At 56.8% G+C, this 16,785-nt stretch carries 5 protein-coding genes; 4 read left to right on the forward strand and 1 reads right to left on the reverse strand.

The window, feature by feature from the left end; genetic code table 11:
• Window positions 1–149: 149 nt before the first annotated feature.
• The 4 genes from nlpA to SOM82_RS00230 all read left to right on the forward strand — a co-directional run bounded on the left by nlpA (window position 150) and on the right by SOM82_RS00230 (window position 15,672).
• A complete protein-coding gene (gene nlpA, locus SOM82_RS00215; protein WP_320460624.1) occupies window positions 150–959 on the forward strand; it encodes a lipoprotein NlpA in 810 nt (269 codons plus the stop codon).
• A gap of 208 nt (window positions 960–1,167) precedes the next feature.
• Window positions 1,168–2,868: a ShlB/FhaC/HecB family hemolysin secretion/activation protein gene (locus SOM82_RS00220; RefSeq protein WP_320460625.1), complete on the forward strand. Its 1,701-nt coding sequence runs from the start codon at window positions 1,168–1,170 to the stop codon at window positions 2,866–2,868.
• A gap of 14 nt (window positions 2,869–2,882) precedes the next feature.
• Complete coding sequence (locus SOM82_RS00225) at window positions 2,883–15,239, forward strand: hemagglutinin repeat-containing protein (RefSeq protein WP_320460626.1); 12,357 nt, start codon at window positions 2,883–2,885, stop codon at window positions 15,237–15,239.
• 1 nt (window position 15,240) lies between these two features.
• Window positions 15,241–15,672 carry a hypothetical protein gene (locus SOM82_RS00230; protein ID WP_320460627.1) on the forward strand — a complete coding sequence of 144 codons (432 nt, stop codon included), beginning with the start codon at window positions 15,241–15,243 and terminating at the stop codon, window positions 15,670–15,672.
• A 147-nt stretch (window positions 15,673–15,819) separates the two neighbouring features.
• Here SOM82_RS00230 and SOM82_RS00235 read toward each other — a convergent pair whose 3' ends face one another.
• Window positions 15,820–16,779 (reverse strand): YbgA family protein, encoded by a 960-nt coding sequence (locus SOM82_RS00235; protein ID WP_320460628.1) that lies wholly within the window; start codon window positions 16,777–16,779, stop codon window positions 15,820–15,822.
• Between the last annotated feature and the right edge of the window lie 6 nt (window positions 16,780–16,785).

The raw sequence follows: 16,785 nt of genomic DNA on the forward strand, positions 1-16,785 counted from the left end.
CGGGCCTTGCCCCTTATTCAGCAGCTCATCGTCGGAAAAACAGCGCCGCGACATATACCTTTTTCTTCTGGCTGATTCCTTTTCGGTTTTTAGCCTGCCGCTGCGTTGTCGATATAGTCATCGAAACGTTTATCAAAAGGATCTGTCTCGTGAAACTCCCTTTACCTCGATTCGGCGCATTACTTCTGGCGGGCGTTCTGCTGGCGGGCTGTGACCAAAGCGGCAGCGATGCCAAACATATTAAAGTCGGCGTGATTAACGGCGCGGAACAGGACGTGGCGGAAGTGGCCAAAAAGGTGGCGAAAGAGAAGTACGGGCTGGATGTGGAGCTGGTCGGTTTCAGCGGCTCTCTGTTACCGAACGATGCCACCGATCACGGCGAGCTGGATGCGAACGTCTTCCAGCACCGCCCGTTCCTGGCGGAAGATAACAAAGCGCACAACTATAAGCTGGTCGCGGTGGCGAATACCTTTGTCTTCCCGATGGCGGGCTACTCGCGCAAAATCAAATCAGTTTCGGAACTGAAGGATGGCGCGACCGTTGCGATTCCAAACGATCCGACCAACCTTGGCCGTGCGCTGTTGCTGCTGCAAAAAGAGAAGCTGATTACGCTTAAACCCGATGTCGGTTTGCTGCCAACGGCCCTGGATATCACCGCTAACCCGCGCCAGCTAAAGATTATGGAGCTGGAAGGCGCGCAATTACCGCGCGTGCTTGACGACCCAAAAGTGGATGTGGCGATCATCAGCACCACTTACCTCCAGCAAACCGGCCTGTCGCCGGTACATGACGGTGTGTTTATCGAAGATAAAAACTCACCCTACGTGAACATTGTTGTCACGCGCGAAGATAATAAAGATGCGCAGAACGTGCAGGAATTTATTCAGGCCTATCAGTCGCCAGAAGTGGCGAAAGCGGCTGAAAAAATCTTTAACGGCGGCGCGGTCCCTGGCTGGTAATGTCACGGCGGGAACCCCCCGCCTTTTCCTCACGATTTCTTAAATGGCCCCCAAGGATATATTAAATATCTCTGGGGATATTTTTCATAATCTCGCCGCAGTCACAACTTTAATAAAAACTTACGCCCTATCTTAAATTGGATTTACTCAAAATAAGACTCATCCTATAGTGCGATGAATTCGTTAATTCAGCTATTTCAGGGAAAGAATGAGTAGCCCATTCAGGTATTTTGAAATAATTTCCCCAGTAAATTATATTATTGCTCTTTTCGTTGCCACTATTTTATCTTTTGCTGTACAGGCTGCTCCGCTTTCACCCTCAGACCGTGATGCTATTCAGCAGCAGCAACAGCAGTTGTTATTACAAAACCAGCAGCAACGTGATGAGCTTGAAAGAAGTATTCCGCTGCCGGAAGCTGCCCGCACGACACCCGCTGTGACCGGCTCTGGCCCGTGTTTCCCTGTCCATACGATTACGCTCACCGGCGTGACCATTATGCCCGAGAAGACGCGTCAGAAGCTGCTTGCGCCATGGCAGGACCAGTGTCTGAACATGGCAAAAATAACCGAATTAACGGCGCATATTTCGGACTGGTATATCAGCCGCGGTTATATCACCAGCCGTGCGTTTTTGACCGAGCAGGATCTTTCCAGCGGTCAGCTGAATATTGTGGTACTGGAAGGCAGACTTGAAGCGATCCGCCTCGAAGGAAAAACGCCGTTAATGCTGAAAATGGCCTTTCCGGGGCTGACAGGTCGTATTCTTAATTTGCGTGATATAGAGCAGGGCATGGAGCAAATTAATCGTTTGCGCGCTCAGCCCGTGCAAATTGAAATTATTCCCGCATCGCAACCCGGATATTCAGTCGTTAATCTTACCGCCCAGCCTGAATTTCCGTTAAGTGCCAGTATCAGTCTGGATAATAGCGGGCAAAAGAGTACCGGTGAGGAACAGCTTAATGGCGTCCTCACGGCGAATAATATGCTGGGTCTGGCGGATAAATGGTTTGTCAGCGGCGGGCGCAGCAGCGATTTCGCGACGGCATATGACGCGCAAAATTTCCAGGCTGGGGTTAGCGTTCCGTTTGGCTACGGATTGCTTGATTACAGCTATGCGTGGAGTAACTACCGCACCACGATAGATAACATGGGCTATCAGTGGATCTCCACCGGCGATACCAAAACGCACCGGCTCAATGCTTCGTGGGTCGTTTATCGCAACGGGGATGTGAAAACGGGGATTGCAGCTGGAGTGGTTCAACGCTCAAGCCGCAACTGGCTCAATGACGCCCCGCTGCAAAGCAGTACGCGCAATCTCTCAAGCCTGGTGTTGGGAATCACCCATACGCAAAAAATCGCTGGCGGCGTGGCGACCTTTAACCCCACCTGGAGCCACGGGATGCCCTGGTTCAATGCCGAAACTGACGAAGACAAAACCGGCGATGCCCCACGGGCGGAGTTTCGAAAATGGAGCCTGAATACCAGTTTTCAGCGCCCGATCACCCGCGACCTGTGGTGGCTGACCAGCGCCTACGGGCAGTGGTCGCCTGACCGCCTGTATGGCGCAGAGCGTCTCACGCTCGGCGGGGAAAGCTCGGTGCGTGGTTTTAAAGAACAGTACCTTTCCGGCGATAACGGCGGCTATCTGCGTAACGAACTCGGCTATTCGCTCTTTGCTCTGCCGGTGATCGGACAGGTCAGCGCCACCTTTGCCTTCGACGGAGGCTGGCTGGAAAAAGACCGTGAGGATCGGTATGCCTCCGGCACGTTGTGGGGCGCGTCCGTCGGCCTCACCAGCAGTGGACGCCTGTACAGCAGCCAGATTTCAGTGGGGATGCCCGTCAAATATCCCGACTGGCTTGCGCCAGACCACGCCATCGTTAACTGGCGTATTGCCTTCATGTTTTAAGAGAACCTGTGACTATGCAAACCCGCACCCCACCTGTTCGTTTCTCGCAGCGTCTGATGAGCTGGATCATCTGTGGCTTAATGGTCTGGCAGCCCGTGGCTCCGGCGATGGCAGCGGCGATGACGCCGACAGGGCCGACCGCGATGGACAAGGCCGGGAACGGGGTCCCCGTCGTCAATATCGCCACCCCCAACGGGGCGGGGATTTCGCATAACCAGTTCAAAGACTACAACGTCGGCAAAGAGGGGGTCATCCTTAACAACGCCACCGATCGGTTAACCCAGACGCAGCTTGGCGGCCTGATCCAGAACAACCCAAATTTACAGGCGGGGCGTGAAGCAAAAGGAATTATCAACGAAGTGACGGGCGGCAGCCGTTCGCAACTGCAGGGGTATACCGAAGTGGCGGGGAAAGCGGCGAACGTGATGGTCGCTAACCCGTATGGAATTACCTGTAACGGCTGTGGATTCATCAACACCCCCGGAGTGACGCTGACCACCGGTAAACCGCAGTTTGATGCTAACGGTAATCTGCTGGCGCTGGATGTCACGCGAGGCGCGATCACGGTTGAAGGGCAAGGCCTGGATGCCAGCAAGAATGATTCGCTCTCCATTATCGCCCGCGCGACCGAGGTGAATGCGGCCATTCACGCCCGCGATCTGTCGATGACCGTCGGCGCGAATCGGGTGGGGGCAGATGGCAGCGTCAAAGCGATTGCCGGACAGGGCGCCTCGCCGACGGTAGCAGTGGATACCAGCGCGCTGGGCGGAATGTATGCCAACCGTATTCGTCTGGTGTCGAGCGATAAGGGCGTCGGGGTTAACCTCGGCAATCTCAACGCGCGTCAGGGGGATATTCAGCTTGATGCCAACGGCAAGCTGACGGTAACGAACAGCCTCGCAAGCGGCGCGCTGACCGCAAAAGGGGCTGGCGTGACGATGAACGGCAGCCACCAGGCCGGTGGCGCACTAAATATTGCCAGCTCGCAGGAGATGACTCTCAACAACAGCACGCTTGCCAGCGGCGGCGAGATGCGGCTGGAGAGCACAGGCAAACTGCAGGCGACGGGCGGCGGCACGAACAGCAAAGGCGCACTGACGGTGAAAAGCGGTCAGGATATGACGCTCAACGGCACATCGCTGATTAGCCAGAGGGATGCCACTCTTAACAGCCAGGGAAAATTGAACGTCTCTGGCGGGGGCATTTCAGGTCAGGGCGGGGCGCTAGCGGTCACCAGCCAGCAGGATATGACGCTGACCAACACCACGCTGGTCGGTCAGGGGAAAACAACGTTCACGGGCAATGGCGATCTTCAGCTTAGCGGCGGCAGCCTGACCAGCCACGGAGACCTGAACGTCATCAGTGGCCAGAACACCACGCTGAAGAATACAAAAGTGGGCAGTGATGCCCGCGCCTCGCTGTCCAGCGGCGGTCAACTGACGTCATCCGCAACGGCCCTGTCGGCGGGAAATACCCTTGAACTGAACGGGCAAAACCTGACGCTGGATAGTCAAAGCCGGGCCGATGCGGCGGGCGCTATTCGCCTGACTGGCGGGCAACTGACCAGTCAGGGACAGGTCAATACTGCGGGAGATTTAACGGTCACCGGCGATACGTTTACCAATGACGGTCTGATGGCGGCAAAAGGCCGCGTGGAGGCGCAAACCGGGACTCTGGATAACAGCGGAACGCTTCAGGGTAACGGCGTGACGCTGAAGGGCCAAACCATCGGCAACAGCGGTACGCTGCAAAGCAGCGGCCAACTGACGTTAAATGGCGGAACGCTGAACCAGCAGGGTACGCTCAGCGCCAAAGGCGACGCCACGATTGTCGCCAGCGAAAAATTGCTCAACAGCGGCAGCCTGCTCGCAGAGGGATCGCTCAATGTGAACGCGGGCGTACTGGAGCAGAACGCGACGCTTTCCGGTACGAAAGGCGTGATCGTTAACGCCGATACTTTCACCAGCGGCCAGAATTCCCGCACAACCAGCCAGGGAAATATCCGGCTCACGGCGGCGCAGCGCGCCGAGCTTCAGGGGCAGACGGATGCGGCGGGCACGCTGACCGTTGGCGCAAAAAATCTCACCACCCGCAGTGGGGCGCATTTACAAAGCGATCGGGATGTGACGCTGCAGGCGGACACCGCGCAACTGGACGGCGTTCAGGCGGCGAAAGGCGCGCTGGACGTCACGGCGAAGACGCTCACACACAGCGGGAAATCCACCGGCGCAACGCTGGCATTCAGCGCGACGGAAGAGATCACCAACCGGGGTGAACTGACGGCGGAGGCTATCCAACTCAACGCGCCGCGCATCAGCCAAAGCGGGACGGCGAAAGCCGATCGCATCCTCTTCACCGCGCCGCAGTTCATTACCAACAGCGGTTCGCTGGTGGCGGACGCGCTCACCCTTGAGGGGCAGCGGATCACCAACAGCGGATTGTTGCAGGGTAATTCACTTTTCACTCTCAACGCTGAAACGCTGGACAACCTTAGCGGCGGCTCGCTCTACAGCGTCCGCGATCTGACGCTCAACCTGCCAGAACTGAACAACGTCGGACTGATCACCACCGATGGCACTTTATCGCTGACAGGCACGTCGCTCGCCAACAGCGGTGAAATAAATGGCGTCAATGTCTACAGCGATAACAGCCGTATCACTAACACCGCGACCGGCCTTTTGCTGGCCGATGAACAGCTTACGCTCAACGGCAACCTGCTGGTGAATGACGGGCAAATGGCGGCAAACCGCGTGCAAATCACCGCCGACAGCCTGCAAAACCAGGGCGTGATTCAGGGGGACGCGTCACTGGAGCTGGACGTCGCCGACCTGACTAACCGCGGTACGTTGCACAGCGAAGGCACGCTGGATCTGCAAGGCGCATCGCTGGATAACCACGGCGAACTCAGCGCCACCGCGCTGCTTTTCAGCCTGACGCACCAGCTCAATAATGCCGCAACCGGACGCCTTATCGCGCGGGATGGCTTAACGTTGACCACGCCAGCGTTTATCAATAACGGGCTGGTGGCGGGAACGGATATTCAGCTTAACGGCGCGGCGGTGACGAACAGCGGCACGCTGCAGGGGACTCGCACGCTGACGGTGACGGGCTCGCAGCTCAACAACCTGCAGGGCGGGATGCTGCTCTCCGGCGGCGATCTGCATCTGCAAAACGATAAACTCACCAACGGCGGATTGTTGCAGGGGAAAACCCTCAATCTGGCCACTGGCGAGTGGATCAACACCGGTAACGCGCTGGGTGAAGCGGGCGTGACGGCGACGGTCGCGGGAGCGTTCAACAACCAGGGAAAAGTGCTGAGTCAGCAAACTCTCGATCTGAACGCCGCCAACACCACAAATCAGGGGCAATTGCTGGCAAAAGTGCTGACGCTGCGCGGCGATCTGCTCAATAGCGGGCTGTTGCAGGGCAGCAGCGCGCTGGCGTGGACGGGCGGCAGTTTTACCAACCAGGCGCAGGGCCAGGGGACGGGCGGTGAGACGCTGACGCTTTCCGGAACCCGACTGAACAACCAGGGACAACTTCAGGCGCGCGACGCGACGCTCACCGCCGCTACGCTGACCAATAGCGGCGCAGCGCAGGCGCTGGATCGCCTGAAAGTGAACGTTGACGGGCGACTGGATAATCAGGGCGCGATGCTCAGTCAAAATCTGTTTGAACTGACGGCGGCGCAGCTGTTTAACGACGGCCAGCTGGCTGCAAAATCGCTGACGCTCACGACCCCGCAGCTTACCAACACCGGCAGCGTGCAGGGTAATGACAGCCTGACGCTGACGACCCGCACGCTGACCAACAGTCAGAGCGGGCAACTGGTCAGCGGCGGTTCGCTGGATCTGAATCTCGACAAACTCGACAACGCCGGGCTGATGCAGGTGAATCAGCGCTTCACGCTGAAGGGAAGCGAGCTGCTTAACCGCGGCGATATCCAGGCGGATGCGCTGGATGTGATTCTCAGCACAACGCTGAATAACCAGGGCGGCATCGTGGCCAAAAATGGCGCGGCGCTGAACGCGACAACGCTGACCAACAGCGGGACGCTGGCGGGTAAAACGTTGACGCTGGGCGGGACGGATATTCGCAACGGCGGGCTGATTCAGGGCAACGATAAAGCCGATGCCACGGCCAGTCGCATCACCAACGAAGCGGCGGGCAAGTGGATTTCCGGCGGGGCGCTGACGCTCAATGGCGGTCAGCTGACGAACGCGGGTGCCGTGCAGGGCGCGACGATTGGCCTTACGGCCGCGTCACTGGACAACGGCGGCACCCTGAACGGACTCAACGGATTTAGCGGAACCTTCAGCGGGAAACTGAACAACAGCGGCCAAATACAGAGCGGTGGCGCACTGAATTTCAGCGCCGACAGCATACTTAACCCTGGCCGTATGACGGGTAAAACCCTGACGCTGAACGCCCGCGATCTCAATAACAGCGGGCTCTGGCAAGGCACTGAAAGCCTGACGCTGACGGGGGATTCGCTTGCCACGACGGCAGCCTCGCGCACGCTCACGGGCGGCACGTTAACGCTGGATGCCGGACAACTCACCACGCAGGGCACGCTTCAGGGCCACAATGTTGGTATCACTTCTGACGGCTGGACGCACGGCGGCTCGCTCCTGAGCCTGGGCGGGATGAGTGCGAATATCGGCGGCACGCTCACTTCAACCGGTTCGCTGATGAGCAAAAGCGCGGCAGACGTGACGGCGCAAACGCTGGATAACCGCGGGCAGCTGCTGGGCGAAGGCGATGTCACACTGAACGGCGACACGCTGAAAAACAGCGGCACGGTGCAGGGGAAAAATCTCGCGCTGCACCAGACCAGCATCAACAATCAGGGGACCCTGACCGGGCTGCAAAGCCTGACGATCGAAGCCCGACAGCAGCTGATGGCGCGTCTCGCTATGGCCGCGCCGCAACTGGAGCTGATCAACGGCGCAACGGGCGCGCTGCTCACGCAGGGCACGCTCACGCTCACCTCCGGCACGGTGACGAACGCCGGAAGCTGGCAGGGACAAAATATTCTACTTAATGCCCAGTCGTTGACCAACAGCGGCGCGGTGCAGAGTGCCGATGCGCTGCAAATGACGCTGGCGAATAATCTGACCAGCAGCGCTGGCAGCAAAATCACCGCGCTGGGCATCGCCACGCTTCAGGCGCAGTCCCTTAATAATCAGGGGCAGTGGGCGGCAAAAAACCTGACGCTGAAAGGCGCGACGCTCAGTAACAGCGGCGCAATCAGCGGCGTTAACGGACTCACGCTGGCGCAAACCGGTACGGTGACTCAGCAGCAGAGCGGGACGATGCTCTCCGGAGGGGCGCTGAATGTTAACGCCGCGTCGGTCAGCAACGGCGGTAAAATTCAGGGCGTGACGCTCGGTGTGACCACCGGCGCATTGACCAATAACGGGCGTTTGCAGGGCGATAACGGTGCGACGCTCACTCTGAGCGGAACGCTGACCAACAATGCCGGCGGGGAAATCGTCAGCCGTCAGGGGCTGACGGTGACGACGCCATCGCTGTTTAACGACGGCCTGATGCAGGGCGGCGGCGAGACGCGCGTGACGGCGAACACCCAGACGCGCAACGATGGCAAGCTCCTTTCCGGCGGGCGCCTCACGCTGACCACGCCGCAGTACACCGGCGCGGGCTGGCTTCAGGCGACGAACCTGATCCTCAATGCCGCGACGGCGACCAACAGCGGCACCTGGGTTGCCGATCAGGCGACGCTGACCGGGAATACGTTTACCAACCAGAGCACCACCCAGGCGGGCACGCTGGCGGTGAATTACCACCAGCTGACCAACAGCGGTACGCTGCTGGGCAATACGCAGCTGACGATTGACGCCGATCAGGTGAATCAGAGCGCGGCGGGCAAGCTGTTCAGCGGCGGCGATCTGTGGCTCGAAAGTCAGGGGCTGGATGTTGTCGGACAGGTGGTGTCGCTGGGCAATCTGACCTTAAAACTCACCAACGCGTTTACCAGTAAAACGGCGTTTGCCGCGGGTAAAACGCTGGCGATCAGCAGCAACGGCGCGATCGATAACCGCAGCATCATGCAGGGCCAGGCGGTCAATCTGACGGCGGGCGGCCAGCTCACCAACAACGGCCAGATCACCACGGGGACCGGGGCGAGCACGCTCTCTGGCAGCACCGTGGCGCTGAATGGTGCGGGTACGATCCAGGGCGGAGGCGATATCACTGTCGCCAGCCGCGGCAACATCACCGTCGACGGTTTTACCGGTACGCGCGGTTCGCTGACGCTCAGTGCGCCGGGTTCGATCATCAATACCGCACTGCTGTATGCGGCGAATAATCTGGCGCTGTACGCCAACAGTATCACCAATCAGCGCGGTGATATCCTCGCCGGAAATAACCTGTGGATGCAGAAAGACGCAGCGGGGAATGCAAACAGTGAAGTGGTGAATACGTCGGGAAATATTGAGACGCAGAATGGCGATATAACGATAAAAACGGCGCATCTTTTAAATACGCGGGATGGGCTGTCAGTCAATAGCTGGACGGAGACGTCACAACTTGCTGAAAACGTTGGCGCTGCCACCATGGAATTGTTAGTCAGAAGCCTCCCGTCAACGTCTTACACGCTCAAACACTATATCACCAGGGGTTATCGTAACTGTACCTGCGCTATTGAATATGACATTTACAATTCGTCCTATGCTCCGACAGAAGAAGCGCTTGTAAAACGTTTTGCTGGCTCGGTTGTGCATATGGATGCCAGTGCGAGCGGCGGAGCGGCGCGCATTTCATCCGGACGCGATATGGTGATCAATGCGGGTAATCTGGAGAACCAGGCCAGTACGATCCTCAGTGGACGTAACGCTTCCCTTTCGGGTAGTCAACTCAATAACGCGTCTTATCAGTCAGGTACGACGGGCAGCTATTATAACTATAAATTTACCCGTTCTACTGGCGGGGTGTCGTCCGAGTGGGGTTATGAGGGTCCAAGAGGTGATTCTACCTTTATCTATACATTAGAAGGGATAACGACCGAAACGGCGCAGGGGGAAACCTTACGCTCCGTCATCCAGGCCGGTGGCAATGTCACTGCAAACTTCAGCAATAACATCAGCAACACCACTACCACCTCAAACGTGGGGGGTGTGAGCAACACCATTTCTGCGCCATCGCTGAACAGTCTCAGCAACCAGACCATCAGCAGCGGAGCGCAAAAACAGAGCCTGACAAATTCGGGCACTGTGGCGGTGAACTCCCCGCAGTGGGCCGATAAGCTGCAAGGCGCTTTGCAACAAATCAACGGCGGTGGAACGCTGGATTCCAGCGGTGCAGCGAATGCCTCGCTCAGTAACATTGCCATCACGCAAAAAGGCAACGCCAGTCTCGGCAAGCTGAACGATTTGGCCGCGGCGGGCGTCACCACGGCAGATCTGAATAACGCGAAAGCCGGAGCTGCCGGGCAGTATCAGGGGAAAACCGTTGATACCAGCGCGTATCCCGTACCGTCGGGCAATAACGGCTATTTTGTCATCTCTGACAACCCCAAAAGCCCGTACCTGATTAACGTCAACCCGAAACTCAACGATCTCGGGAAGCTCGATCCTGCGCTGTTTGCCGACCTGAATAATCTGATGGGGATCACGCCAGCGACGAATGCCCCACAGGAGACGCGTGCGGCATTTACCGATGAAAAACAGGTGCTTGGATCGTCGTATATGCTGGGGCGTCTGAACCTGAACCCGGATTACGATTATCGCTTCCTCGGCGACGCGGCCTTCGATACCCGCTATGTCAGCAACGTGATCCTTAACCAGACTGGTAATCGCTATCTGAACGGGGTTGGCTCCGATCTTGACCAGATGCGCTATCTGATGGACAGCGCCGCCGCGGCGCAACAGTCGCTGGGCCTGCAGTTTGGCGTCTCCCTGACCGCCGACCAGATTGCTTCGCTCGACCACAGTATTTTGTGGTGGGAGAAAGCCACCATCAACGGTGAAACGGTGATGGTGCCAAAAGTGTATCTGTCGCCGAAGGATGTCACGGTCAACAACGGCAGCGTGATTGCAGGCAATAACGTCACCCTGCAAAGCGGCAATATCACCAACAGCGGCGGCACGCTGCTGGCGAACAATAATCTGACGCTCGACAGCCAGAACAGCATCAGCAACCTCAACGACGCGCTGATGAAAGCGGGCGGCAATCTCAATCTCAGCGCCATCGGTGATATCAATAACATCAGCTCCACAATCGGTGGCAAAACGGTTCAGCTGGAGAGCCTGGACGGTAGCATCAACAACCTGACGCTGGCCGATCAGATTGATATCAATGCGAAAGGCAAATACAGCAATGTGAGCCTTAAGGATACCGTGCTGGGCAGTACCGCCTCCATCACCGCGCAGGATTCGCTGTCGCTGGAGGCGGGTAAAAACATCACCATCACCGGCGCGAATCTGGCGTCCGGCGGCGATATGCTGCTGAATGCGTGGGGCGATATTGCGGTTAACGCGAATCAGGTTAACGATGCCTACAGCTCCAGCCAGGCAAAAACCAGCCGTTCGTCCGTGACTTACCAGGGCAGTACGGTCAGCGCGGGCGGCAATCTTAGCGTCAATGCCGGAAACAATATCGATCTCAGCGCCAGCGATGTAAAAGCGGGCGCTAGCGCCGGGCTGAGCGCGGGTCACGATCTCAATCTGAACGCGGAACAGACCAGCGAAAGCCAACGCAACGGTAAACGCGAATCGCACAGTACCGATCTCGATCGCGCGACGATTTCCGCAGGCGAAAATCTGGTGCTAAAAGCCGGACAGGACATCAATTCGCAGGCGGCGGCACTGGCGGCCGAGAAGAACGTCGGCCTGCAGGCCGGACGCGACGTGAATCTTGAGGCCCAGGCCACTGGCGAAGGCGACAGCTACAAAGCGAGCAAGAAAACGGTCATCAACGAGTCGGTACGCCAGCAGGGAACCGAAATCGCCAGCGGCGGCGATACGCTGATTATCGCCGGACGCGATGTCACAACCGAAGCGGCGCAGGTGACGGCTCAGGGCGATATTGGCGTGTCGGCGGGACGCGACGTCAACCTTAATACCGCGACCGAAAGCGATTACTACTTCAAAGAGCAAACCAAAACCAAGAGCGGATTCCTCAGCAAAAAAACCACCCATACCATTGAGGAGAGCAGCGCAACGCGTGAAGCCGGAACGCTGTTAAGCGGTGATAACGTGCAGGTCACGGCGGGGAATAATCTGCTGGTAAAAGGTTCCTCCGTTGTGGGAGATGATGCGGTTGGGCTGAAGGCGGGGAACAACGTTGATGTCGTTGCCGCCACCAACAGCAACACGGACTGGCGCTTTAAAGAAGAGAAAAAAAGCGGCCTGATGAGCACGGGCGGGATTGGCTTTACCATCGGCAGCAGCAAAACCACGCACGATCTGCGCGAGAGTGGTACTACCCAAAGCCAGAGCTTCAGCACCGTGGGGTCGACGGGCGGGAATGTGGATATCACCGCCGGAAATCAGCTTCACGTTGGCGGCGCGGATCTGGTGGCAGGCAAAGATATGTCCCTCACCGGCGACAGCGTGATTATCGAACCGGGCCACGATAAACGGACCCGCGATGAGACGTTCGAGCAGAAGAAAAGTGGGCTGACGGTTGCGCTTTCCGGTACGGTCGGCAGTGCGATCAACAACGCGGCGAGTGCGGCGCAGGATGCACATAAAGAGAGTGATGGCCGCCTGGCAGCGTTGCAGGCGACCAAAACTGCCCTCTCCGGTGTGCAGGTCGGGCAGGCGGTTGATATGGCCGCTACCACGGGCGACCCGAACGCGATGGGTGTGGCCCTCTCACTCACCACGCAAAAATCGAAATCAGAGCAGCACGCGCAGAGCGATGCGGTGACCGGCAGCACGCTGAACGCGGGCAATAACCTCTCCATCACCGCAAACGGGAAAGAAAAAGGGCCAAACAGCGGCGACATCGTGATTGCAGGCAGTCAGTTGAAAGCGGGCGGCGACACCACGCTGGATGCACAGAACGACATTCTGCTGAGCGGCGCGGCGAACACTCAACAGTCTGGCGGCAAGAACAGCAGCAGCGGCGGCGGTATTGGCGTGAGTATCGGTGCGGGCGGCAATGGCGCGGGCATCAGCGTGTTTGCCAACGTCAACGCGGCGCATGGGAAAGATAAGGGCAACGGCACCGACTGGACCGAGACCACGATAGACAGTGGCAAAACCGTCACTATCAAAAGCGGGAATGACACGGTGCTCGACGGGGCGCAGGTCAACGGCAATAAAATTGTTGCCGACGTCGGTCACGACCTGCTGATGAGCAGTCAGCAGGACACTAACAAGTACGACAGTAAACAGACCAGCATAGCGGCAGGGGGGAGCTTCACCTTTGGCTCGATGAGTGGCTCAGGCTATATCAGCGCCAGCCAGGACAAAATGAAGAGCCGCTTCGATTCGGTGGCCGAGCAGACCGGGCTGTTTGCCGGTGACGGCGGTTTTGATATTACCGTCGGCAATCACACCCAGCTCGACGGCGCGGTTATCGCGTCCACCGCCACGGCGGATAAAAACAGCCTCGATACCGGCACGCTTGGGTTTAGCGATCTGCAAAACGAAGCGGATTATAAAGTCAGCCATGCGGGCATTAGCCTGAGCGGCGGCGGTAGCTTTGTCGGCGATCAGTTCAAAGGCAATATGCCGGGCGGGATGATATCGGCGGTAAGCCATAGCGGGCACGCGGAAGGAACCACGCAGGCGGCAGTGGCGAACGGGTCGATCACCGTGCGTGACCAGGCGAACCAGAAGCAGGACGTGGCAGACCTAAGCCGTGACACCGAACATGCCAACGACAGCATCAGCCCCATCTTCGATAAGGAGAAAGAGCAAAACCGGCTGAAGGCGGTGAGCTTAATCAGCGATATCGGCAGCCAGGCGGCGGATATCGCGCGGACGCAGGGTGATATCAACGGGCTGAAGAAAGCCCAGAGCGAACTGAAAACGACACTGCCAGCTAATGCGACAGAGAAACAACGGCTGGATTATCTTGCGAATCTGCGTAATTCGCAGGCATACAAAGATGAAATGCAGCAGTACGGTACCGGGAGCGCTATCCAGCGCGGCATCCAGGCGGCAACGGCAGCGTTGCAGGGCCTGGCGGGTGGAAATATTGCGGGTGCCCTTGCGGGGGCGAGTGCTCCACAGCTGGCGCATATGCTGAAACCGACCGAAGATAGTCCCGTTGTCAATACAATTGCACATGCTATTCTCGGCGGAGCAGTGGCGGCATTGCAGGGTAACAATGCGGCGGCGGGGGCCATGGGCGCTGCGGCGGGAGAAGTTATTGCCCGTCAGCTTTACCCGGATGTAGCGAAAGATAAATTAACGGAAGAGGAGAAGCAGACAATCAGCGCGCTGGCCTCAATTTCCGCGGGAATTGCAGGAGGGTTGACTGGCGACAGCGCATTGTCCGCAGCAACGGGCGCGCAGGCCGGCAAGAATGCGGTTGAGAATAACTGGCTGAGTGTAGGTAGTCCTCAGAAGTACGTTGAACAGCTCAAGGCGTGCCGTGGAAATGCGAACTGTGAGCAGACTATCCGCAAGGATATTGCCAAAGAATCATCAGATAACGTTCAGAAGCTGAAAGCCTGCTGGGATGCTGGTGATACTCAATGTGTTGCACAAATGCGCAATCAGATTGAGCTGAGCCAGCAGGCTTATACTGATCTGCGCAAGCAGGATGAGTTGGTTGGACGCACTTATGAGGCTTCTGCAAACTGGTATGCAGATATTATTGATCAGTGTTCTGGAAAATGCGGCTGGCTCGAAGCAGCGCTAGCAAAAACGACGGCTGAAGGGCTCACTAACGCTGTTTATGGCACACTGGGTGCGGGGAGCCTACCAAAGCCAGGACAGACGGTTAAGCCTGTCGATCCAGCAAACCATCCTGTCATTCAGCTTGAACGTCCGACGACGTCAGGGCTTAAGTTGACCTCCGATCCGGATAGAACAACCACTGTACTGGGAACCTATCGGGACGACACAGGGGCTATTATCAAAGAGCTTGGACTGCCCAAATCGACAGATCTTGGCGGTAGAAAAGGCGGGTTTAATTTATTAAATACACCTGATGAATTGTATCAAAACCCAACTCAGTTTTGGAAAGAGTACAATAAGCCATGGCTTGATAACGCTATAGCAAGGAATGATCCGATAGTGCTTGCGACAAAGCCAAGTAATGATAATTTATATCGACTGGATAGTGCCACGGGCAAAAGTGAGTTGACGGGCTTTGGACGAGAGTTTAATTATCTGTTAGACCATGGTTACTCATTCGATAGCAAAACAATGCAGATGATAAAGGGTAAATAGCATGAACCAATATTTATCACCATTTTGCGAAATTTTTGGCGATATTATTAAGCGCTATGGATTTAATGTGACTGCGTGTGATAATGATACTATCATTATGGCCGGGAGAGGCTATCAACTGGTCTTTGTTATATGGCGAGAAGCGGTTGAAATAAGCTACTGTGTGATAAAAAATGATACTGAGGTTGTCACTTATAACGTCAGGGATTTCATTATTACTTATATGACGGATGCTGACCGGACAATATCAGAAATCACGTTTACTGCGGATCAAAATGAAGTGTACAAAAGAAATATCTACAGTCTTAATCACTTCGCAAATGCATTGAAAAACCATTTTCCCGCTATGCTCGAAGGGCGTATGGATTGGCTTGAATTATTTGAAAAGTCAGAATGGTATCGTGAACCAAGAGTCGAAAACAGAAAAGCCTGAGGTGTTGGGATGATGTTAATATTCACTCTGGTGTGCGGGAGCGGTGTATTCATTTTTCTGAGCCAAAAAAAGACGACAGTGAGGTTTGTCGTCTAAAGATGCTACCTGTAAGGACCTTTTGGGCTTGGGGTCTCTCGTTTTGGACTATCAGCTAATGGCCAGCCGCAGGCCTAAGTCTTGCGGGTACGGGTCGAAGTAGTTTTGCGTCAGGAGATAGCGGTCCGGGTGTTCCGCCAGATAATGTTTCAACAGCGTAAGCGGGGCGAGGATCGGCAGCTGTCCGGCGCGGTAGTTGAGGATAACTTCACGCAACTCCAGGCGCTGGCGGGTATTGAGCTGTTTACGGAAATAGCCCTGAATGTGCATCAGCACGTTGGTGTGGTTTTTGCGCGACGCGGGCTGTTTCAAAATCGCCATCAGTTTCTCGCGATAGACCGCAAAAAAGGCATCCAGATCGTCCCATTCGTGAAGTGACGCCACAAAAGGCCCGATCTCGCGATAACCCGCCTGATTATGCGCCAGCAGTTGCAGCTTATAGCGGCTGTGAAAGGCCAGCAGCGCACCGCGCGTCAGGCCGCTGGCGCGGAGCATGTTCAGCTCGTGCAGGGCAAATACCCGCGCGATAAAGTTCTCCCGCAGTACCGGATCGTGCAACCGCCCGTCTTCCTCCACCGGTAGCCACGGATATTTTTCCTGCATCGCGGCGGTGAAAATACCGTTACCCTCTTTCTGGCCAGGATTTCCCGCTTCGTCGTAGATGCGCACGCGCTCCATGCCGCAGCTTGGCGATTTGGCGCAGACGATAAATCCGGCGTAATCGGCAATACCCGGCAAATAGTGCCCGGCAAACTCGGCCATTTTATGGGTGATGTCTTCATGGGGGGCCTGGGTAAAACGCATGTGCATCTCACTGTCGGGTGTTTTGACCAGTCGCAGCGCCGGGCGAGGGACAGGCAGGCCCACCGCCATTTCCGGGCATACGGGTTTGAACGTTACCCATTGCGCCAGCGCATCCATTAAAAAGCTCATGCGTTTATGCCCGCCGTCGAACCGCACGGCCGAGCCGGTCAGACATCCGCTGATACCGAGAATGGGTTTATTGTTCATGATGTT

The organism is Lelliottia sp. CFBP8978 (genome assembly GCF_034046055.2).
Taxonomy (GTDB): domain Bacteria; phylum Pseudomonadota; class Gammaproteobacteria; order Enterobacterales; family Enterobacteriaceae; genus Enterobacter.

Bases quoted from the DNA above. Each gene is read 5' to 3' on its own strand.
- SOM82_RS00220 (WP_320460625.1), top strand. From the start codon at position 1,168: ATGAGTAGCCCATTCAGGTATTTTGAAATAATTTCCCCAGTAAATTAT.
- SOM82_RS00230 (WP_320460627.1), top strand. From the start codon at position 15,241: ATGAACCAATATTTATCACCATTTTGCGAAATTTTTGGCGATATTATT.
- SOM82_RS00225 (WP_320460626.1), top strand. From the start codon at position 2,883: ATGCAAACCCGCACCCCACCTGTTCGTTTCTCGCAGCGTCTGATGAGC.
- SOM82_RS00235 (WP_320460628.1), bottom strand. From the start codon at position 16,779: ATGAACAATAAACCCATTCTCGGTATCAGCGGATGTCTGACCGGCTCG.